Origin of the sequence: Kitasatospora azatica KCTC 9699, assembly GCF_000744785.1 — a bacterium.
GTDB classification, from domain to species: Bacteria; Actinomycetota; Actinomycetes; order Streptomycetales; family Streptomycetaceae; genus Kitasatospora; species Kitasatospora azatica.
The window spans coordinates 1,391,510-1,411,841 of sequence record NZ_JQMO01000003.1 but is presented as its reverse complement, the minus strand read 5'-3'; the positions used below and the strand labels follow the sequence as shown (position 1 = coordinate 1,411,841).

Annotated in this window: 18 protein-coding genes and 1 tRNA gene; 4 read left to right on the top strand and 15 right to left on the bottom strand. The window is 71.8% G+C overall.

Annotated elements, in window-relative coordinates; all coding sequences use genetic code 11:
- The first annotated feature begins 22 nt into the window (after window positions 1-22).
- Window positions 23-892, top strand: coding sequence for a metallophosphoesterase family protein (locus BR98_RS17345; protein WP_035845791.1), 870 nt, complete (start codon window positions 23-25; stop codon window positions 890-892).
- Entirely contained in the window at window positions 889-1,551 is a 663-nt protein-coding gene (locus tag BR98_RS17340) for a 4'-phosphopantetheinyl transferase family protein (protein ID WP_035852796.1), read from the top strand. The genes BR98_RS17345 and BR98_RS17340 overlap by 4 nt, the downstream gene beginning before the upstream one ends.
- A gap of 30 nt (window positions 1,552-1,581) precedes the next feature.
- Here the strand turns inward: BR98_RS17340 and BR98_RS17335 are convergent, their stop codons facing one another.
- The 15 genes from BR98_RS17335 to BR98_RS17265 form a co-directional block, all read right to left on the bottom strand.
- Window positions 1,582-2,916: an MraY family glycosyltransferase gene (locus BR98_RS17335; protein WP_035845787.1), complete on the bottom strand. Its 1,335-nt coding sequence runs from the start codon at window positions 2,914-2,916 to the stop codon at window positions 1,582-1,584.
- 132 nt (window positions 2,917-3,048) lie between these two features.
- A complete protein-coding gene (locus tag BR98_RS17330) occupies window positions 3,049-4,332 on the bottom strand; it encodes a serine hydroxymethyltransferase (protein ID WP_035845786.1) in 1,284 nt (427 codons plus the stop codon).
- Between the two features lie 37 nt (window positions 4,333-4,369).
- Complete coding sequence (locus tag BR98_RS17325) at window positions 4,370-5,038, bottom strand: arsenate reductase/protein-tyrosine-phosphatase family protein (protein ID WP_035852793.1); 669 nt, start codon at window positions 5,036-5,038, stop codon at window positions 4,370-4,372.
- Between the two features lie 35 nt (window positions 5,039-5,073).
- Window positions 5,074-5,721: an L-threonylcarbamoyladenylate synthase gene (locus BR98_RS17320; RefSeq protein ID WP_035845783.1), complete on the bottom strand. Its 648-nt coding sequence runs from the start codon at window positions 5,719-5,721 to the stop codon at window positions 5,074-5,076.
- A gap of 58 nt (window positions 5,722-5,779) precedes the next feature.
- On the bottom strand, window positions 5,780-6,646 hold the full coding sequence (prmC, locus tag BR98_RS17315) for a peptide chain release factor N(5)-glutamine methyltransferase (protein ID WP_035845782.1): 867 nt from the start codon (window positions 6,644-6,646) through the stop codon (window positions 5,780-5,782).
- A 23-nt stretch (window positions 6,647-6,669) separates the two neighbouring features.
- Window positions 6,670-7,746: a peptide chain release factor 1 gene (gene prfA, locus BR98_RS17310; RefSeq protein WP_035845780.1), complete on the bottom strand. Its 1,077-nt coding sequence runs from the start codon at window positions 7,744-7,746 to the stop codon at window positions 6,670-6,672.
- Window positions 7,747-7,883: 137 nt separating this feature from the next.
- Window positions 7,884-8,108, bottom strand: coding sequence for a 50S ribosomal protein L31 (gene rpmE / locus BR98_RS17305; RefSeq protein WP_035845778.1), 225 nt, complete (start codon window positions 8,106-8,108; stop codon window positions 7,884-7,886).
- A 136-nt stretch (window positions 8,109-8,244) separates the two neighbouring features.
- The gene (locus BR98_RS17300; RefSeq protein ID WP_083976683.1) at window positions 8,245-9,381 is read right to left on the bottom strand and encodes an LCP family protein; all 1,137 of its coding nucleotides are present in this window, start codon (window positions 9,379-9,381) and stop codon (window positions 8,245-8,247) included.
- Between the two features lie 147 nt (window positions 9,382-9,528).
- Window positions 9,529-11,658, bottom strand: coding sequence for a transcription termination factor Rho (gene rho / locus BR98_RS17295; protein ID WP_035845776.1), 2,130 nt, complete (start codon window positions 11,656-11,658; stop codon window positions 9,529-9,531).
- A gap of 644 nt (window positions 11,659-12,302) precedes the next feature.
- A complete protein-coding gene (gene thrB, locus BR98_RS17290) occupies window positions 12,303-13,220 on the bottom strand; it encodes a homoserine kinase (RefSeq protein ID WP_035845772.1) in 918 nt (305 codons plus the stop codon).
- 346 nt (window positions 13,221-13,566) lie between these two features.
- Window positions 13,567-14,658, bottom strand: a complete 1,092-nt coding sequence (gene thrC, locus BR98_RS17285) for a threonine synthase (protein WP_035845771.1) — start codon at window positions 14,656-14,658, stop codon at window positions 13,567-13,569.
- Window positions 14,659-14,665: 7 nt separating this feature from the next.
- The gene (locus tag BR98_RS17280; RefSeq protein WP_035845769.1) at window positions 14,666-15,958 is read right to left on the bottom strand and encodes a homoserine dehydrogenase; all 1,293 of its coding nucleotides are present in this window, start codon (window positions 15,956-15,958) and stop codon (window positions 14,666-14,668) included.
- Between the two features lie 104 nt (window positions 15,959-16,062).
- Window positions 16,063-17,454: a diaminopimelate decarboxylase gene (gene lysA / locus BR98_RS17275; RefSeq protein WP_035845766.1), complete on the bottom strand. Its 1,392-nt coding sequence runs from the start codon at window positions 17,452-17,454 to the stop codon at window positions 16,063-16,065.
- Window positions 17,455-17,531: 77 nt separating this feature from the next.
- The gene (gene argS / locus BR98_RS17270) at window positions 17,532-19,187 is read right to left on the bottom strand and encodes an arginine--tRNA ligase (RefSeq protein WP_035845765.1); all 1,656 of its coding nucleotides are present in this window, start codon (window positions 19,185-19,187) and stop codon (window positions 17,532-17,534) included.
- Between the two features lie 84 nt (window positions 19,188-19,271).
- Window positions 19,272-19,679: a response regulator gene (locus BR98_RS17265; protein WP_051969873.1), complete on the bottom strand. Its 408-nt coding sequence runs from the start codon at window positions 19,677-19,679 to the stop codon at window positions 19,272-19,274.
- Window positions 19,680-19,802: 123 nt separating this feature from the next.
- Between BR98_RS17265 and BR98_RS17260 the strand changes: the two genes are divergently transcribed.
- Window positions 19,803-19,874 (top strand) — tRNA-Arg (locus BR98_RS17260).
- Between the two features lie 233 nt (window positions 19,875-20,107).
- Window positions 20,108-20,311 carry a hypothetical protein gene (locus BR98_RS17255; protein ID WP_035845764.1) on the top strand — a complete coding sequence of 68 codons (204 nt, stop codon included), beginning with the start codon at window positions 20,108-20,110 and terminating at the stop codon, window positions 20,309-20,311.
- Window positions 20,312-20,332: the final 21 nt, after the last annotated feature.

The window sequence follows — 20,332 nt, the reverse complement described above, 5'->3', positions numbered from 1 at the left end:
CGCACCATCTGGAAGGCACGCAGTGACGAACACCACTGATGAGCGAGGCGGTTCCCTCCTCGCCATCAGCGACCTGCACATCAGCTACGCCGAGAACCGCTCCCTGGTCGAGGCGCTCCAGCCGCACTCCCCGGACGACTGGCTGATCGTCGCCGGCGACGTCAGCGAGATCGTGGACGACATCGCCTGGGCCCTGGGGCTGCTCGCCGAGCGGTTCGCCAAGGTCATCTGGGCACCGGGCAACCACGAACTCTGGTCGCACGGCGACGACCCTTCGCAGCTGCGCGGGGTCGCCCGGTACCAGCGGCTGGTGGACCTGTGCCGGGAGCTCGGGGTCATAACACCGGAGGATCCGTACCCGGTCTGGCACGGCCAGGGCGGGCCGGTGCGGATCGCGCCGCTCTTCCTGCTGTACGACTACACCTTCCGCCCGGCCGGCACGCGCACCCAGGAGCAGGCCCTGGAGCACGCGCACGAGGTGGGGGTGGTCTGCTCGGACGAGTTCCTGCTGCACCCCGACCCCTACCCGAGCCGCGAGGCCTGGTGTCGGGCCCGGGTGGCCGAGACCGAGCGGCGGCTGGCGGACTGCGATCCGTCGGTGCCGCTGGTCCTGGTCAACCACTATCCGCTGGTGCGCACGCCGACCGACATCCTGTATTACCCGGAGTTCGCCCTGTGGTGCGGCACCACCGCCACGGCCGACTGGCACACCAGGTTCCGGACCGAGGTCATGGTCTACGGCCATCTCCACATCCCCCGGACCACCTGGTACGACGGTGTGCGCTTCGAGGAGGTCTCAGTGGGCTATCCGCGTGAGTGGCAGCGGCGCGGCTCCGGCACGCCCGGCCTGCGGCGGATCCTTCCGGCGCCGCCGGCCGAGGGCGCGGCGTGATCGGGCGGATCCTGCCGTCGTCGGTGGTGAGCGTCAGCGACCGCAGCGCGGGGCCGGTGACCGAGCGGCTCTCCCCGGCGGAGGAGGAGCTGATCAGCACCTCGGTCGAGTCGCGCCAGGACGAGTTCCGCGCGGTGCGGCTCTGCGCCCGGCGGGCGCTGGCCGAGCTCGGCGTGCCCGCGGCGCCGATCCTGCCCGGTCCTCGAGGCGTGCCGTGCTGGCCCGAAGGGGTGGTCGGAAGCATGACGCACTGTCAGGGCTTCCGGGCGGCCGCGCTGGCCCGCTCGTCCCAGGTGCTGACCATCGGCATCGACGCCGAGCCCGCCGAGCCGCTGCCGGAGGGCGTGCTGGAGGCGATCGCCAGGCCGGAGGAGTTGCCCCGGCTGCGCGCGCTGGCCGCGCAGCGGCCGGAGGTGCCCTGGGACCGGCTGCTGTTCAGCGCCAAGGAGAGCGTCTACAAGGCCTGGTTCCCGCTCACCCACGTGTTCCTGGACTTCGAGGAGGCCTCGCTCACCTTCGACGCGCAGGGCGGGTTCACGGCCCAGCTGCTGGTCCCGGCGCCGGTAGTGGAGGGCCGCCAGCTGACCGGCTTCACCGGCCGCTGGCTGACCGAGCAGGGCCTGGCGCTCACCGCCATCACGGTGCCGCGCTCGGCCTGAGCGCCGCTCGGCAGCCCAAGCGGCCCGGTCTCACGGCCGGTCGCCGCTCCTGCTGCCGAGCGCGGTGGCGCCGCTGCCCCGCAGGATATCCCGGTCCGCGGCGGACAGCTCGCTCACGGCCGGCGCGGGCTGCGCACCGCGGGGCGTCTCGACCGCCTCGACGGTGACGGCCGCGCCCCGCCGGGCCGTGCCGCCACGGCGGTAGCGCGGCGGCACGAAGGACTGCACGCCGGCCGGCGCCTTCGGCTTGAACCACGGCAGCAGCAGCGCCACCAGGCCGACCAGGCAGAACCCGGCGCAGGCCAGCACCACGGTGCGCCCGGTGTTGGTGACCGAGAAGGCCACCGTGCCGAAGGCGATCAGCGCGGCCCAGAAGTACATGATCAGCACGGCCCGGCTGTGCGAGTGCCCGATCTCCAGCAGCCGGTGGTGCAGGTGCTGCTTGTCGGCGGCGAACGGCGAGCGCCCGGCCCAGGTGCGCCGCACCACGGCGAGCAGCAGGTCGGCCAGCGGCAGCGCGATCACGGCCAGCGGCAGCAGCAGCGGGATGTAGATCGGCACCAGGATGTGGGTGGTGGTGGTCTGCGATCCGCCGGTCTGCGCGGTGATCAGGTCGGGGTCGACGCGGCCGGTCACCGAGACCGCGGCCACCGCCAGCATCAGGCCCAGCATCATCGAGCCGGAGTCGCCCATGAAGATCCGCGCCGGGTGCAGGTTGTGCGGCAGGAAGCCCAGGCACATCCCGATCAGCAGCGCGCTGAACAGCACCGCGGGCGCCGCCTCGCTGATCTGGTAGCCGTACCAGAGCCGGTAGGAGTACAGGAAGAAGGCCATCGCGGCGATGCAGACCATGCCGCCGGCCAGGCCGTCCAGACCGTCGATGAAGTTCACCGCGTTGACCATGACGACCACCAGGGCGACCGTGATCACCATGCCCAGGGTGGGGCTGAGCGCGACAGGTCCGACGCCGGGCACCGGCAGCGAGATCACCGTGATGCCCTGGTAGACCATCACGCCGGCGGCGATCATCTGGCCGCCCAGCTTCACCAGCGCGTCCACGCCCCACTTGTCGTCCAGCACGCCGAGCACCCACATGATCCCGACCCCCGACAGCAAGGCCCGGATGTCGGACGAGTCGTTCTGGAACACCTTGGCCAGGTTGTGGAGCTGGGAGGCGACCAGGAGTCCGGCACAGAGCCCGCCGAACATCGCGATGCCGCCGAGCCGCGGGGTTGGCTCGCGGTGCACGTCGCGGGCGCGCACCGGCGGCATCGCGCCCGCCAGGATGGCGAACTTCCGCACCGGCCCGGTCAGCAGGTAGGTGACGGCGGCCGTGCAGAACAGCACGAGCAGGTATTCACGCACCGACAGCCTCCTTCCGCGCGCGCAGACAGGTGCGTACGGAAGGTACTCCCGCACGGGTGAGGGGTTCGAGGTGCGTCGCCACGGCACACAGCTTATTGAGTCGGACGCGCGGTGCGTGCATCGCGGTTCGCTCTACCGGGCGCCTTCCTGGCTCACGCCGCCCGCCAACTCCCGCACTCGGGCCGCCACCGCGGCCTGCTCACCCCCGCTGAGCAGGGCACCGATCAGTTCACCGACCTCGCCGAGCTCGGCGGCGCCCAGTCCGAGCGCCGCCGCCGTCCCGGTGCCCAGCCGGATCCCGGAGGTCTCGGCGGCCGGCGCCGGGTCGAACGGCAGCGCGCACTTGCCGAGCAGCAGCCCGGCCGCGGCGCACCGCCGCTCGGCCTGCGCGCCGGTCAGGCCCAGCGGGCCGACGTCGGCGGTGACCAGGTGGGTGTCGGTGCCACCGGTCAGCGGCCGGACCCCGCTGAGCGCCAGCGAGCCGGCCAGGGCGCGCGCACCGTCCACCGCACGCCGGATGTACGCACCGAACTCCGGCGTGGACGCCTGCGCGAATGCCACCGCCTTGGCCGCCACCTCGTTCATCGCCGCACCACCCTGGGTGAACGGGAAGACCGCCCGGTCCACCCGCTCGGCCAGCTCCTCGGTGCAGAGCAGCAGGCCGCCGCGCGGGCCGCGCAGCAGCTTGTGGGTGGCCGCCACCACCACGTCGGCGTACGGCACCGGGGAGGGGGCCGCGCCGGCCGCCACCAGGCCGGTGGTCTGCGCGGCGGTGGCGATCAGGTAGGCGTCCACCTCGTCGGCGATCTCCCGGAAGGCCGCCCAGTCCAGGTGCCGCGGGTAGGAGATCGAGCCGGCGATGATCGCCTTCGGTCGGTGCGCCTTGGCCAGTTCGCGGACCTGGTCCAGGTCGACCAGGCCGTCCTCCTCGCGCACCCCGTAGCCGATGAAGTCGAACCAGCGCCCGGAGAAGTTGGCCTTCGACCCGCAGGAGAGGTGGCCGCCGTGTTCCAGCGACATCGCCAGCACCGCGTCGCCGGGCCGCAGCAGCGCGGCATAGGTCGCCAGCATCGCCGAAGTCCCGGAGCGGGGTTGCACATTGGCGTGCTCGGCGGCGAACAGGGTGCGGGCCCGGGAGACCGCGAGCAGTTCGGTGGCGTCGGCCACCGCGCAGCCGGTGTGGTGGCGGTGGCCCGGGTAGCCCTCGGCGTACTTGTCGATCAGCGGGCCGGCCAGCGCGGCCCGCACCGCCTCGGTGGCCAGGTTCTCCCCCGCCAGCAGCTGCAGTCCGCTCGCCCGCCGCTCGGCCTCCGCCGAGAGCAGGTCGGCCAGTTCGGGATCGGCGGTGCGCAGGGCCTCGGCGGGCTCCCAGTGGCGGTGCTGTTCGAGACCGTGCGCGGCATCGGTGAGGGTCATGGCGGCGCTCCGGGGCCTTGGGGCGGTGGAAACCAGCCTAGGACGCCGCGCCGGGACTGTCCTGAGGGCGCGGGCCCGGTACACCCGTCAGTGCGGTCATCACCGGGTCCAGCGCGTCGAATATCTCCTCGCCGCAGTTGCGGAACATGCCGATCGGGGCGCCGTAGGGGTCGTCCACCTCGTCCGCCTCGGGGTTGGCGGCCGGTCGCCAGCCGCGCAGCGCGGCGGCCGCCCGGACCAGCGCCCGGGCCCGCTCGGCGACCTCCGCGCCCTGGCCGACCGCGGGCAGCGTGGCCGGGTCTATCAGCCGCACCAGGCGGGTGAACTCCTTGAGCGTGAAGGTGCGCAGGCCCGCCGCGTGGCCCATCGAGATCACCTGTGCGCGGTGGTCCAGGGTCGCGGTCAGGACCAGGTCGGCCAGCACCACGTGCTCGTCCAGCAGCTCACGGCCGGCGAAGTTGCGGCTGTCCACGCCGTACTCGTCCAGCACGGTGGCCGCGTGCGCCTCCATCGGGGCGCCCTCGTGGCCCCAGGTGCCGGCGCTCTCCACCAGGATCCGGCCGGCCGCCCGGGCGTCCAGCCGGGCGTCCAGCTCGTGCCGGGTCAGCCGCTCGGCGATCGGCGACCGGCAGACGTTGCCGGTGCAGACGAAGAGGATCCGGAAGCTGTCGGCCGGCCGGTGCCGGGCGGCCAGTGCGCCCGTCACCCAGCCGGGGTCGAGACCGGGGTGCAGCGAGGCCGTCAACTGCCGGCCTCCAGGTCGGGGACGACCTCCCTCAGCTGCTCGAGGCTGACGGCACCCGCGCGCAGCAGCACCGGGATCTTGCCGGTGACGTCCACGATCGAGGAGGCCTGGCCGTGCTCGGTCTTGCCGCCGTCGAGGTAGATCGCGACCGAGTCGCCCAGCTGGTACTCGGCGTCCTCGCAGTCGCTGGGGGCCGGCTGGCCGGACTTGTTGGCGCTGGAGACCGCGAGCGGACCGGTGGCGTTGAGCAGCTCGATGGCGACCGGGTGCAGCGGCATCCGGACCGCGACGGTGCCCCGGGTCTCGCCCAGGTCCCAACGCAGCGACGGCTGGTGACGGGCCACCAGGGTCAGGCCGCCCGGCCAGAAGGCGTCGACCAGCTCCCAGGCCTTCTCGGAGAAGTCGGTGACCAGACCGTGCAGGGTGGTCGGCGAGCCGACCAGCACCGGCGAGGGCATGTCGCGGCCGCGGCCCTTGGCGGCCAGCAGACCGGCCACGGCCTCCGCGTTGAAGGCGTCCGCGCCGATCCCGTACACGGTGTCGGTGGGCAGCACGACGAGCTCGCCGCGGCGGATCGCCGAGGCGGCCTCGCGCAGCCCGGTGGCACGGTCGCCGGCATCGGCACAGTCGTAACGGCGGCTCATCGGTGCAGTCCCCTCTTGGAAGTCACAACGAAAGTCACAGCGGTAGTCACAGCAGTCGTCACAGCGAGGTCTTGCGGGCGGTGGTGAACCTCGGACGACCGTTCAGGTCACGGTGGTCGGCGGTGTCCGTCCAGCCGCCCTCCTCGTTGAAGATCCACGGCACCTGCCCGCCCTGGGTGTCCGCGTGCTCGATCACCACCGCGCCGCCGGGGCGCAGCAGCCTGGCCGCCACCCGTTCGATGCCGCGGATGGTGTCCAGGCCGTCCTCACCCGAGAAGAGCGACATCTGCGGGTCGTGGTCGCGGGCCTCGGGGGCCACGTACTCCCACTCGGTCAGCGGGATGTACGGCGGGTTGCTGATCACCAGGTCGAACCGGCCGTCCCAGGAGCGGTCCTCGGCGAAGGCCAGGGTGGCGTCCCCGGCGTGCAGGGTGACCCGGTCCCGGTCGCTGCTGGCGTCGATGTTGCGCCGGGTGTACTTCAGCGCACCCTCGTCCAGCTCGAAGGCGTGCACGATGGAGCGCGGCAGCTCCTGGGCCAGGGCCAGCGCGATCGCGCCGGAGCCCGAGCAGAGGTCCACCACCAGCGGCTCGGCCACGTCCATCTCGCGCACGGCCTCTATCGCCCACTCGACCACCGTCTCGGTCTCCGGCCGGGGCACGAACACCCCGGGGCCGACCTCCAGCTCGAGGTAGCGGAAGAACGCCCGCCCGGTGATGTGCTGCAGCGGCTCGCGGGCCTCCCGGCGGGAGACGGCCTCCCAGTACCGGGCGTCGAAGTCGGCGTCCTTCACGGTGTGCAGCTGGCTGCGCTTGACGTGGTGGATGTGTGCGGCGAGCTCCTCCGCGTCGAAGCGCGGCGACGGCACGCCGGCCGCGGCCAACCGCTGGGTGGCCTGGGCCACCTCGGCGAGCAGCAGGTTCATCCGTACGTACCCCTCTGCGGTGGTTACTGCTCTTGCGCCGCGGCGAGCTTCGCCGCGGCATCGGCGTCCACGGCGGACTGGATCAGCGCGGCCAGGTCGCCGTCGAGCACCTGGTCCAGGTTGTACGCCTTGAAGCCGGTGCGGTGGTCCGAGATCCGGTTCTCCGGGAAGTTGTACGTCCGGATCCGCTCCGAGCGGTCGACCGTGCGGACCTGGCTGCGCCGGGCGTCCGAGGCCTCCTGCTCGGCCGCCTCCACCGCTGCGGCCAGCAGTCGCGACCGCAGGATGCGCATCGCCGACTCCTTGTTCTGCAGCTGGCTCTTCTCGTTCTGGCAGGACGCCACGATACCGGTCGGCAGGTGCGTGATCCGGACCGCGGAGTCGGTGGTGTTGACCGACTGGCCGCCGGGGCCGGACGAGCGGTAGACGTCGATCCGCAGGTCGTTGGCGTGGATCTCCACCTCGACCTCCTCGGCCTCCGGGGTGACCAGCACGCCCGCCGCCGAGGTGTGGATGCGGCCCTGCGACTCGGTCGCGGGCACCCGCTGCACCCGGTGCACGCCGCCCTCGTACTTCAGGCGGGCCCAGACGCCCTGGCCGGGCTCCGTCATGCCCTTGGTCTTCACGGCCACCGAGACGTCCTTGTAGCCGCCGAGGTCGGACTCGTTGGCGTCGATGATCTCGGTCTTCCAGCCCACCCGCTCCGCGTACCGCAGGTACATCCGCAGCAGGTCGCCGGCGAACAGCGCCGACTCCTCGCCGCCCTCGCCCGCCTTGACCTCGAGGATGACGTCCTTGTCGTCGTTGGGGTCGCGCGGCACCAGCAGCAGGCGCAGCTCCTCGGTCAGCTCCTCCTGGCGCTTCTCGGCGGCCTTCGCCTCGGCGATGAAGTCGGGGTCCTCGGCCGCGAACTCGCGGGCCGCCTCGATGTCCTCGCCGGCCTGTCGCCAGGCCCGGTAGGTGCGGGTGATCGGGGTCAGCTCGGCGTACCGCTTGGCCAGCTTGCGCGCGTTGGCCTGGTCCGCGTGGACCGACGGGTCGGCCAGCCGCTCTTCGAGGGCGGCGTGCTCGACGAGGAGCTCTTCGACTGCCTCGAACATGGGGTGGGCCTACTTTCCCGGGAGCGTGGTTGGGTGCGGTGACATCCGCCGGCGGCGACTGAGGGGCAAGACGCGAACGGCGCCGGTCCCGGCGCCCCCGCAGTGCGGGGGCGCCGAGGACCGGCGCCGCGGGAGCGCTAGGCCCGGTTGCCGCTGAGGCCCTTGCCGAAGCGAGCCTCGAAGCGGGCCACGCGGCCGCCGGTGTCGAGGATCTTCTGCTTGCCGGTGTAGAACGGGTGGCACTGCGAGCACACCTCGGCGCGGATGACGCCGGAGGTCTCGGTGGAGCGAGTGGTGAACTCGGCGCCGCAGGTGCAGGTCACGTTGGTGACCACGTACTCGGGGTGGACGTCGCGCTTCAAGGGATTCTCCTAGTGATCGGGAGGGCGCCGGGTCGGCGGCTTGGATGCCGCACGTGAACCGGGGCCGACGGACCAGTGTGCCAGCACTGACCGCTTCTTCCCAAACTGACGCGGGTCCGAGGTTATTCCGCACGCCTCAGGGGGTAGCGGTGGCGCTCGCCGCGCTGCCGGCCGATCCCTTGGGGTCGGCCGGGTTGGACGGCTGGCTGCTGACGATGGCGCTCGGTGCGGGCTGGTCGGCCCGCAGCGCGTCCCAGAGCTGGCCGGCCTCGGGGGCCTTGGACACCACCCGGTTGGGGTCGCCGGGGGCCGGCGCCACCGGCAGCGTGACCATGGTCAGCTGGTCCGTCCCTATCCCCTTGAGCTCCTCGCCGAGACCGGTCAGCGCGGACACCGAGGCGAGCGCCGAGTCGGTGGTGATCGACTTGGTCAGGGTGTCGCCGACCGAGTAGAGCTTGGCCGGGTTGGAGAACAGCCCGATGCTGCCGATCTGCTTGATGATCGACTTCACCATCTGCTTCTGCAGCTCGATCCGGCCCAGGTCGCTGCCGTCCCCGACGCCGTGCCGGGTCCGGACGAAGGCCAGTGCCTGGTCACCGTTGAGGTGGTTGGTGCCGGCCTTGAGGTCCAGGCCGCTGTCCTTGTCGTGGATGTTCACCGAGGTGGTCACGGTCGCGCCGCCGATGGCGTTGATGAAGCCCGCGAAACCGGCGAAGTCGATCTCGATGTAGTGGTTCATCCGCATGCCGGTGAGCTGCTCGGTGGTCTTCACCGCGCAGGCCGCGCCGCCCACCTCGAAGGCGCTGTTGTACATCGCGCTCTTGGCGGCCGGCACGGTGCTGCCGTCCTTGGCGGTGCAGGACGGGCGGGCCACCAGGGTGTCGCGCGGGATCGAGACCACGGTGGCGGTCTTGTGGTCCTGGGCGACGTGCACCACCATCGCGGTGTCCGAGCGGGCGGTGTCGCCGGTGTCGCCGCCGGCCAGGCTGCCGTTGGCGCCGCTGCGCGAGTCGGAGCCGAGCACCAGCACGTTGAACGAGCCGTCGCTGGGGGCCGAGGGGCGGGCGGTGCCGAGCTGGGAGTCGATGTCGACGCTCTTGATGTTGCCGTTCAGCTTCCAGTACGCGTAACCGGCGGTACCCGCACCGGCCAGCACCAGGCCGGCCGCCGTGAAGGCGACGGCTCGCAGCACCTTGGCCTTGCGGCTGCGCACCCGGCGGTGCGCGGCCCGGCGCTCCCGGCGGGTACTCGGCTGCTGCTGTTCATCGGACATCTTTCGAGCATAAGCGAGCCAATAGGACGGTATGTCCGCTTCGTGTCACAGCCCTGTCCTGAGCCGGGGACAGGCCGGGACGCCAACGGCCGCGGGCGGCCACTGGAATCCAGTGGCCGCCCGCGGCCGTGTCGCTCCGACGATGCGTCAGTCGCTGGACCCCGGCGTGGTCTTGGCGATCTGCATCAGGAACTCGGCGTTCGACTTGGTCTGCTTCATCTTGTCCAGCAGCAGCTCGATCGCCTGCTGCGAGTCGAGCGCGTGCAGCACCCGGCGGAGCTTCCAGGTGATCGCCAGCTCCTCGCTGCCGAGCAGGATCTCCTCCTTGCGGGTGCTGGACGCGTCCACGTCCACCGCGGGGAAGATCCGCTTGTCGGCGAGCTTGCGGTCCAGCCGCAGCTCCATGTTGCCGGTGCCCTTGAACTCCTCGAAGACCACCTCGTCGGCCCGCGAGCCGGTCTCCACCAGCGCGGTGGCGAGGATGGTCAGCGAGCCGCCGTTCTCGATGTTGCGCGCGGCACCGAAGAACTTCTTCGGCGGGTAGAGCGCGGTCGAGTCGACACCACCGGACAGGATGCGGCCGGAGGCCGGCGCCGCCAGGTTGTAGGCGCGGCCCAGGCGGGTGATCGAGTCGAGCAGGATCACCACGTCGTGGCCCAGCTCCACCAGGCGCTTGGCGCGCTCGATGGCCAGCTCGGCGACCGTGGTGTGGTCCTCGGCCGGACGGTCGAAGGTCGAGGAGATGACCTCGCCCTTGACCGAGCGCTGCATGTCGGTGACCTCTTCCGGACGCTCGTCGACCAGGACGACCATCAGGTGGCACTCGGGGTTGTTGCGGGTGATCGCGTTGGCGATCGCCTGCATGATCATCGTCTTGCCGGTCTTCGGCGGGGCGACGATCAGACCGCGCTGGCCCTTGCCGATCGGCGACACCAGGTCGATGATCCGGGTGGTCAGCACGCCCGGGTCGGTCTCCAGGCGCAGCCGCTCCTGCGGGTAGAGCGGGGTGAGCTTGCCGAACTCGGGGCGGTTGCGGCCGCTCTCCGGGTCCATGCCGTTCACCGAGTCCAGCCGCACCATGGCGTTGAACTTCTCGCGGCGCTCGCCGTCCTTGGGCTGGCGCACCGCACCGGTGATCGCGTCACCCTTGCGCAGGCCGTTCTTGCGGACCTGGGCGAGCGAGACGTAGACGTCGTTCTGGCCCGGCAGGTAGCCGGAGGTCCGCACGAAGGCGTAGTTGTCGAGGATGTCCAGGATGCCCGCGACGGGGATCAGCACATCGTCGTCGCCCACCTGCGGCTCGGCGACGCTGCCCTCGAAGCGTTCGCCGCGGCCACGGCGGTTGCGGTCGCGGTAGCGGCCGCGGCGGCCGCGCCGGCCGTCGCCGAACTCGTCGTCGTCGTAACCGCCCTGGCTGCCCTGGCCGCCCTGCTGGGCGGCGGCGGGCTGGGCCGCGGGCTGCTGGGCCGGCTGCTGCTGGGCGCCGCCGCCCTGCTGGCCGTCCCGGCGGTCGGCGCGGTCGCGACGGTTGCGGCGGTCGCGACGCGACTCGCGGCTGTCGCCACCCTCGCCCTCGGCCGCGTCGGTGCGCTGCTCGGCGCCCTCGCGGCGGTCCCGGCGGTCCCGGCGGTCGCGACGGCCCTCACGCTGGTCGTCACGGCCCTCGAAGGTCCGCGGCTGGGTCTCGGTCTTCGCCTCGGCCTTCGCCTCGGTCCTGGCCTCGGCCTTGGCCTCGGCGGCCGGCTCGACGGTCTCCACGGCGGTGCCCGCGGCGGCCGCCTCGACGGCACCGGGCGCACCGGCGGCGGGCGCACCGGCGGCCGAGGTGGCCCGGCGACGGCCGCGCTCGGCCCGCGCCGGAGCGGCGGCCTCGGGGGCCGCCTGGCCCGGGATCTCGATCTGGGCCGGAGCCTCGGTGGCCGGCGCGGTGGCGGCCGCGGCGGTGCTGCGAGTCCGGCGGGCCGGCTTCTCGGCGGCGGCCGCGGGGGCCGCCTCCTTGGCGGCGGCGCGCGCCGGCGCGGCCGCGGTGCCGGCGGAGGCGAGCAGCGGGTCGCCGCCGCTCTTCTCCTTGATGGCCTCGATGAGCTGGCTCTTGCGCAGACGGCCGGTGCCGCTGATGCCGAGGGTCGAGGCGAGCTTCTGCAGCTCGGCCAGGACCAGACCGTCAAGGCCTGCGGCAGCGGTACGGCGGCGCTTGGCCGGCGCCGCGGGGGCGGCGGGCGTGTCCGTCGCGTCGGCGTCCGGGCGCGCGCCCATCAGATCGGTGGTGTCGCTCACTAAGGGTCCTTCCCTGGAGCGGACGTCGGCCTGTCTGGCTCGGCGACCGGTTGTGCTGTCTGACCTGCGGCTCTGCGGTGCGCAAGTCGGAGGCGGTGGTCCCTCCACCGCAACGGTGCTGGGTGGGGGGAGAGGTGCGAAGTGCGGTGCACGAGGCACGGTGGTGCGAAATGTGGTGCGGCGAGCGGCCAGTGAAATCGACACTGCATGCCGACCGCGCTGCCTGCGAATCCCGGGCCCCCGTCGCGTGACGGTCTCCCGCGCTCCCGCCCTACTGGACTTCAGGCCAGTTGCGGAGGGTGGGGGTCGGGATCCGACACGGCTTCGGGATGCGGCCGCAATCGCGCAGGCAGGCTGCGTACGCGCTGTGGCGGGCTCCCGGAGAATCGTGGTCCCCGACAACGCCTCGGGCCCGTGGAATCGGGTCCTGGGGAGGGGGACGCGGTGCACCGGGCCCCGCGGGGCGCCTGATGCAGACATGAGGTTAACACTACCGACCCCCTCACACATTCCCCAGCCTGGTGCTTGCCAATCGTGTCCGTTCCGCCCGCCGGGCCCGCCCGGCACTTTTGGCGCACGGCCGTGCACCGTGGCGACGGGCGGGCCGGGCGCGTGGTGCCGCGCGGTCGGTCGAGTGAGAACGGTCACCCGTCCAACGGACGGACGCCTGCTCCGTCACGGTCGAGCCGCAGCCGGTGAGCTGCGAAGTTCTCCCCGGCGAACTGGAGCAGCTTGTCGGCGCCGGCCTCGTCGGTCAGCGCGAGCACGGTCGGACCCGCGCCCGAGATCACCGCCGGGATGCCCTCGGAGCGCAGCGCGGCGACCAGCGCGGCGCTGTCCGGCATCGCGGAGGCGCGGTAGTCCTGGTGGAGCCGGTCCTCGGTGGCGGCCAGCAGCAGCTCGGGCCGCCTGGTCAGCGCCTCCACGAGCAGCGCGGAGCGGCCCGCGTTGGCGGCCGCGTCGGCCAGCGGAACGGTCTTGGGCAGCAGGCCGCGGGCGGTCTCGGTGAGCACCTCGGTGGCCGGGATGAAGACCACCGGGACCACCTCGGCGGCCGGTTCGAGCCGCACCGCCTTGGCTGAGTCCTCGTCAGTCCAGGCGATGGTGAACCCGCCGGCCAGGCAGGCGGCGACGTTGTCCGGGTGGCCCTCGAGCTCGGAGGCGAGGGCCAGCAGCGCGGCGTCGTCCAGGGCGGCCGGGCCGCCGATGGTGACCGCGCGGGCGGCCACGATGCCCGCGCAGATGGCGGCCGAGGAGGAGCCCAGGCCGCGGCCGTGCGGTATGCGGTTGGCGCAGACGACTTCGAGGCCGCGCGGCTGTCCGCCGAGCCGGTCGAAGGCGGCGCGCATCGAGCGGACGACCAGGTGGCGCTCGTCCCGGGCCAGCGATTCGGCGCCCTCACCTGCGATGTCCACCGAGAGGCCGGAGTCGCAGACCCGGACCACGATGTCGTCGTACAGGCCCAGGGCGAGTCCGAAGGCGTCGAAGCCGGGGCCCAGGTTGGCGCTGGTCGCGGGGACGCGCACCCGGACGGCGGCGGCACGGAACGCGGGACCGGCCATGCGGTGGACTCTCCTGGGGAAGTGAGGCAGGCCCGTCGTCAGGGGCCGGCGGTGGTACGGCGGCGGGGGGGTGTCAGTGCCCGTCAGGGCGAAGACCCTTGGCATGTGCCACGCCGCCAGGACTCAGCGTATCGAAGAGAGGTTCCACAGCGGTACACCCCGCTCCCCTTCGATCTGCCGTGTTGCAGGTTATGGCCGGAATTCGCGTGGAATCGGCCTCACATGGGACAACGAAAACGACACCGAGGCGTTACCCCCCGATCCGGCGGGAAACGCCTCGGTGTCGAACGTCGACGTGTCGTCAGGTCCGGGTGTCACCGACCTGACGCAGTCCGGTGCGGCCGGCTCAGTCCAGCAGACCCAGCCGCTGGGCGGCGGCCTCGGCGTTGATCGGGACCACGTGCGGCTGCGGCGCTCCGGCCACCGCCCAGTCGGGGTCCTTGAGCCCGTTGCCGGTCACCGTGCAGACGATCCGCTGGCCCGGGTCGACCAGTCCGGCCTCCGCCTTGGCCAGCAGGCCGGCCACGCTGGCGGCCGAGGCGGGCTCCACGAAGACGCCCTCCTTGGCGGCCAACAGCCGGTACGCGGCCAGGATCTGACGGTCGGTCACCTTGTCGATCAGACCACCGGACTCGTCCCGCGCGGCCTCGGCGTAGGCCCAGGAGGCCGGGTTGCCGATCCGGATCGCGGTGGCGATGGTCTGCGGCTTGAGCACCGGGGCGCCGTCCACGATCGGGGCCGAACCGGAGGCCTGGAAGCCCCACATCCGCGGCGTGCGGGTGGCCAGGCCGTCCGTTGCGTACTCCCGGTAGCCCTTCCAGTAGGCCGTGATGTTGCCGGCGTTGCCGACCGGCAGCACGTGGATGTCCGGGGCGTCGCCGAGCATGTCGACGATCTCGAAGGCGGCCGTCTTCTGGCCCTCGATCCGCACCGGGTTCACCGAGTTGACCAGCGCGACCGGGTACTTCTCGGACAGTTCGCGCGCCAGCGTCAGGCAGTCGTCGAAGTTCCCGTCCACCTGGAGGATCTTCGAGCCGTGCACCAGCGCCTGGCCCATCTTGCCGAGCGCGATCTTGCCCTGCGGGACCAGCACGGCGCAGACCATCCCCGCCCGCACCGCATAGGCGGCGGCGGAGGCCGAGGTGTTGCCGGTGGAGGCGCAGATCACCGCCTGGGCGCCGGCCTCCTTGGCCTTGGAGATCGCCATCGTCATCCCGCGGTCCTTGAAGGAACCGGTCGGGTTGGCGCCCTCGACCTTGAGATACACGTCACAGCCGGTCAGCTCGGAGAGCAGCTGGGCGGGGACCAGCGGCGTGCCGCCCTCCAGCAGGGTGACCACCGGCGTGGTGGCACTGACCGGCAGCCGGTCGCGGTACTCCTCGATGAGGCCCCGCCACTGGTGGGTGTGTCCACTGACTCTGTCGACCACGGCGTTCATGGCTGCTTTACTCCCCTTCAACCCGCATGATGCTGGCCACATCGCGCACGCTGTCCAGCGCGCGGAGCTTGTCCACGGTCGCCGACAGGGCGGCGTCGGTGGCGCGGTGGGTGACCACGACGAGCGAGGCGTCGCCGTCGCGGCCCTGCTGGCGCACGGTGTCGATGGAGACGCCGTGCTCGGCGAAGACCGAGGCCACCTGGGCGAGCACGCCCGCCCGGTCGTCCACGTCCAGGCTGACGTGGTAGCGGGTGACCACCTGGTCCATCGGCTTGGCCGGCAGCTGGGTGTAGACCGAGTCGCCGGGCCCGGTGGCCCCGTTGAGCTTGTTGCGGCAGACCGCGACCAGGTCGCCGAGGATCGCGGAGGCGGTCGGTGCGCCGCCGGCGCCCGGGCCGTAGAACATCAGCCGGCCGGCCGCCTCGGCCTCCACGAAGACCGCGTTGTAGGCCTCCCGGACGCTGGCCAGCGGGTGGCTGAGCGGGATCATCGCCGGGTGCACCCGCGCGGTGACCGAACCGCCGTCGGCGGCCCGCTCGCAGATCGCCAGCAGTTTGACCACGCAGCCCATCTGCTTGGCGGAGGCGATGTCGGCGGCGGTGACCTCGGTGAGGCCCTCGCGGTAGACGTCGGCCGCGGTGACCTTGGTGTGGAAGGCGATGCCGGCCAGGATCGCGGCCTTGGCGGCGGCGTCGAAGCCCTCCACGTCGGCGGTCGGGTCGGCCTCGGCGTAGCCCAGCGCGGTGGCCTCCTCCAGCGCCTCCGAGTAACCGGCGCCGGTGGAGTCCATCTTGTCCAGGATGAAGTTGGTGGTGCCGTTGACGATGCCCAGCACCCGGTTGACCCGGTCGCCGGCCAGCGACTCGCGCAGCGGGCGGATCAGCGGGATCGCGCCGGCCACCGCGGCCTCGTAGTAGAGGTCCACCCCGGCCGCGGCGGCGGCCGCGTGCAGCTCGGCGCCGTCCTGGGCGAGCAGCGCCTTGTTGGCGCTGACCACCGAGGCGCCCTGCTTGAAGGCGGACAGGATCAGGTGCTTGGACGGCTCGATGCCGCCGACCACCTCGATCACCACGTCGATGTCGCCCCGGTTCACCAAGGCCTCGGAGTCGGTGGTGATCAGCTCCGCGGGCACGCCCGGACGGGCCCGGCCCGCCCGGCGGACCCCGATGCCGACGAGCTCGACCGGCGCGCCGATGCGCGCGGCGAGGTCGGCGGCGTCTGTCGTCATGATGCGCGCCACCTCGGAGCCCACCACACCACAGCCCAGCAACGCCACCTTCAGCGGCCGCGTACGCATCATCCGACTCCGCTCATTCCCATGTTCTGGTTCCGGTCTTGTGTCCCAGTCTCGGGGACGATTAGTAAAGATCTACCGTCGTTCCAGAGTTTGAGACAGGATTTTCGTCATCCGATATCGAGGCGCAGGAGATCCTCCTCCGTCTCGCGCCGGACGATCACCCGGGCCGCGCCGTCGCGGACGGCCAGCACCGGAGGCTTGAGGGCGTGGTTGTAGTTGCTCGCCATCGAGCGGCAGTAGGCGCCGGTGGCGGGCACCGCGACCAGGTCGCCCGGAGCCAGGTCGGCGGGCAGGAAGGCGTCCTTGACCACGATGTCACCCGACTCGCAGTGCTTGCCGACCACTCTGACCAGCATCGGCTCGGCCGTGCTGGTGCGCGAGACCAGGGCCACCGAGTACGCGGCGTCGTAGAGCGCGGTGCGGATGTTGTCGGACATTCCGCCGTCCACGCTGACGTACGTCCGCAGCTGCGCCAACTCCTTCACGGTGCCGACCTCGTAGAGCGTGAAGGCGGTCGGGCCGACGATCGCCCGGCCGGGCTCCACGCTGAGCCGCGGGGCGGTCAGCCGGGCCGCCGCGCACTCCCGGCGCACGATCTCGGCCAGTGAGACGGCGATCTCCGCGGGCTCCCGCGGATCGTCCTCGCTGGTGTAGGCGATGCCCAGGCCGCCGCCCAGGTCGATCTCGGGCAGCTCGACACCGTGCTCGTCGCGGATCTCGGCCAGCAGGCCGACCACCCGGCGGGCGGCCACCTCGAACCCGGCCGTGTCGAAGATCTGCGAGCCGATGTGCGAGTGGATCCCGCGCAGTTCCAGGCTCGGCTGCGCGAGAGTGAGCCGGACCGCCTCGGCCGCCGCTCCCCCGGCCAGCGAGAGACCGAACTTCTGGTCCTCGTGCGCGGTGGCGATGAACTCGTGGGTGTGCGCCTCGACACCCACCGTCACCCGGATCAGCACCGGCTGCCGGACGCCCTGGTGCTCGGCGATCGCGGCCAGCCGCTCGATCTCCTGGTAGGAGTCGACCACGATGTGGCCGACCCCCGCCTTCACGGCCTGTTCCAGCTCGTGCACCGACTTGTTGTTGCCGTGCAGCGCGATCCGGCCGGCCGGCATGCCCGCCGCCAGCGCCACCGCGAGCTCGCCGGAGCTGCACACGTCGAGGTTGAGCCCCTCCTCGTGCAGCCAGCGGACGACCGCCTTGGAGAGGAACGCCTTGCCCGCGTAGTAGACGTCGGCGTCCGCGCCGAAGGCCTCGCGCCAGGCGCGGGCCCGCGAGCGGAAGTCGGCCTCGTCCATCACGTAGGCCGGGGTGCCGAACTCGGCGGCCAGCGCGGTCACCTTGACCCCGCCGACGGTGACGGTGCCGTCGGCGTCCCGGGCGACCGTGCGGGACCAGACCTTGGCGTCCAGCGCGTTGAGGTCGGCCGGCGGGGCGAGGTAGTGGCCCTCGGGCAGCACGTCGCCGTGGCGGGGGCCCGCGGGGTGCGCGGAGCGGCTCATTGGTTCTCCCTTGTGGCAGAGGCGGTGACGTTCCCGAAGGTCCGTCACCGCCCCTTTGAAGTGCGAGAGGTTGGCGGCTACATCCGCTCGGGGGCGGAGACGCCGAGCAGCGTCAGACCGTTGGCGATGACCGTGCGCGTCGCGTCGGCGAGCCAGAGCCGGGCGTGCGTGAGGTCCGTGACCTCCTCGTCGCCCTTGGGCAGGATCTGGCAGTTGTCGTAGAACCGGTGGTAGTCGCGAGCGACCTCCTCCAGGTACCGGGCGACGTGGTGCGGCTCGCGCAGCTCGCCGGCCTTCGCCAGCACCCGCGGGAACTCGCCGAGCTGGCCCAGCAGGACGGACTCCCACTCGCTGTCGAGCAGCTCCGGCTTGAAGTCCGCGCTCCGGACGATGCCCTTGCTGTCGGCGTTGCGCTGGACCGAGCACATCCGGGCGTGCGCGTACTGGATGTAGTAGACCGGGTTCTCGCTGGTCTGGCTGGTCAGCAGGTTGATGTCGAGGGTGATCGTGGAGTCCGTGGAGGACCGCGCCAGCGTGTACCGCGCCGCGTCCACGCCGATCCAGTCGACCACGTCGTCGATGGTGATGATGTTGCCGGCCCGCTTGGACATCCGGACCTCCTCACCATCGCGCAGCATCTTGACGAACTGGCCGATCTTGACCTCGATGTTGCGGTCCATGTCGTCGCCCGCGCAGGCCGCGATGGCCTTGAGGCGGTTGACGTAGCCGTGGTGGTCGGCGCCCAGCATGTAGACGCTGACCTCGGCGCCGCGGTCGCGCTTGGAGAGGTAGTAGGCGGCGTCGGCGGCGAAGTACGTCGTCTCGCCGTCGGCCTTGATCAGCACCCGGTCCTTGTCGTCACCGAAGTCGGTGGTGCGCAGCCAGATCGCGCCGTCCTCGTCGAAGACGTGGCCCTGCTCGCGCAGCCGCTCGATCGCCTTGGTCACGGCGCCGGAGTCGTGCAGCGACTGCTCCGAGAACCAGGTGTCGAAGTGGGTGCCGAACTCGTCCATCGAACGCTGGATCTCGGCCACCATGAGCCCCAGCCCGTGGGTGCGGAAGGCCTGCAGTTGCTCGGTCTCGGGCAGGTCGAGCACGCCGGGCACGCCGTCGGTGATCGCCTTGGCGATGTCCACGATGTACTCGCCGACGTAGCCGTCGGCCGGGACCGGCTTGCCGTTCGCGGCGGCCTGCAGCGAGGCGGCGAACTTGGAGATCTGCACGCCGGCGTCGTTCAGGTAGTACTCGGTGGTGACGTCCGCGCCGGTGGCCTTGAGGATCCGGGCGAGCGAGTCGCCGACGGCCGCCCAGCGGACGCCGCCGATGTGGATCGGGCCGGTGGGGTTGGCGGAGACGAACTCCAGGTTGATCTTCAGGCCCTTGAGCGCCTCGTTGCGGCCGTACGACTCGCCGGCCTCGACGATGGTGCGGGCCAGCTCGCCCTGGGTGGCGGCGTCCAGCGTGATGTTCAGGAAGCCCGGCCCGGCGATGTCGACCTTCGCGACCCCGGGCAGCTCTCGCAGACGGGCGGCGACCAACTCGGCCACGGCGCGCGGCGGCTTGCCGGCCGGCTTCGCGAGCTGGAGGGCCACGTTGGTGGCGTAGTCGCCGTGCTCGCGGTTCTTCGGTCGCTCGACCGTCACCTGCTCGGGGACGTCGACGGACAGTTCGCCCGCCTCGACGGCGGTGCGCACGGCGACCTGGACTGCGTGGGAGAGCTCTGCGGGTGTCACGGGCCCAAGCCTAGGCGAGGGGCGGGGGCGGGCAGCGCCGAGGCCACGGTTTGAGACATGGTGCCTTCCGACAGCTGTTCGCTCTCAGCGAAACTCGCCGAAGGTGAAGCCGCTCCCCCGGTCCCGCTTGAGTCCCATCAACTGCCGTACCAGGGTCACCAGATCCACCGGGTCGAACGGCTTCGCCAGATAGCCGTCCACCCCGACCGACTCCCCCCGGTCCAGATCCGCCGGCGTACAGGCGCTCACGATCGCGATCGGCAGCGCCGCCGTCTCCTCCTGGCCGCGCAGCCGGGCCGCCGTCCGCAGCCCGTCCAGCCGGGGCATCATCACGTCCAGGGTGACCACGTCGGGCCGCACCCGGCGCACCACCTCCAGGCACTCGGCACCGTCGGCCGCGGTCACCACCTCGAAGCCCTCCAGCTCCAGGTTGACCCTGATCAGCTGACGGATCACCTCGCTGTCGTCCACCACGAGGACCCGCCCGGACACACCCGACACCCCACCGAGCCTAGAGCCGCCACCGCGCCCCCGTGGCGCCTTTGCACAAACCCCTGCACGAAGCACCGCGCCGAGCTGGTAATGTTCTTCTCGTCGCAGAGATGCGACAGGCAAGCCCCCGTAGCTCAGGGGATAGAGCACCGCCCTCCGGAGGCGGGTGCGTAGGTTCGAATCCTACCGGGGGCACTTCACCGAAGTGCTTGATCGAGGCCCAGGTCTGATGACCTGGGCCTTCGTCGTGTCGGCGGCCGGGCCCACAAGTCTGTTCGGACTGTGCCCATCTGAGCACTCGGCAGGACGAAGTGGCGCGGCCATCAGGGTGATCACGTGCGTATGCGACTGACTTCAGCAGGGTGGGCGGTGCATTCTCTCTGACATATCGGGCCAAAGTGATCGGCCCACCGGAGAATGGAATGCATATGCGAATTCGCACCGCCGTGATCGGCTTCGCCCTCGCCTCCCTCACCGTGGTGGGTGCTGCGGGCAGCGCCAGCGCGCACGGGCACAGCGCGTGGTTCTCCAAGCACCACAACACCAGCGGCAGCGTGACGGCCGGCCACGGGATGGTCACCGAGACGCACGACAACCAGACCGGCAAGGACGGCGGCTTCGAGAGCGAGTGAGCTTGGTCCTGACTCCTCGGC

Bases quoted from the DNA above. Each gene is read 5' to 3' on its own strand.
- BR98_RS17320 (WP_035845783.1), bottom strand. From the start codon at position 5,721: ATGAGCCGCCGTTACGACTGTGCCGATGCCGGCGACCGTGCCACCGGG.
- lysA (WP_035845766.1), bottom strand. From the start codon at position 17,454: ATGAGCCGCTCCGCGCACCCCGCGGGCCCCCGCCACGGCGACGTGCTG.
- BR98_RS17330 (WP_035845786.1), bottom strand. From the start codon at position 4,332: ATGACCCTCACCGATGCCGCGCACGGTCTCGAACAGCACCGCCACTGG.
- BR98_RS17255 (WP_035845764.1), top strand. From the start codon at position 20,108: ATGCGAATTCGCACCGCCGTGATCGGCTTCGCCCTCGCCTCCCTCACC.
- thrB (WP_035845772.1), bottom strand. From the start codon at position 13,220: ATGGCCGGTCCCGCGTTCCGTGCCGCCGCCGTCCGGGTGCGCGTCCCC.
- thrC (WP_035845771.1), bottom strand. From the start codon at position 14,658: ATGAACGCCGTGGTCGACAGAGTCAGTGGACACACCCACCAGTGGCGG.
- BR98_RS17280 (WP_035845769.1), bottom strand. From the start codon at position 15,958: ATGATGCGTACGCGGCCGCTGAAGGTGGCGTTGCTGGGCTGTGGTGTG.
- BR98_RS17300 (WP_083976683.1), bottom strand. From the start codon at position 9,381: ATGTCCGATGAACAGCAGCAGCCGAGTACCCGCCGGGAGCGCCGGGCC.
- prmC (WP_035845782.1), bottom strand. From the start codon at position 6,646: ATGAACCTGCTGCTCGCCGAGGTGGCCCAGGCCACCCAGCGGTTGGCC.
- prfA (WP_035845780.1), bottom strand. From the start codon at position 7,746: ATGTTCGAGGCAGTCGAAGAGCTCCTCGTCGAGCACGCCGCCCTCGAA.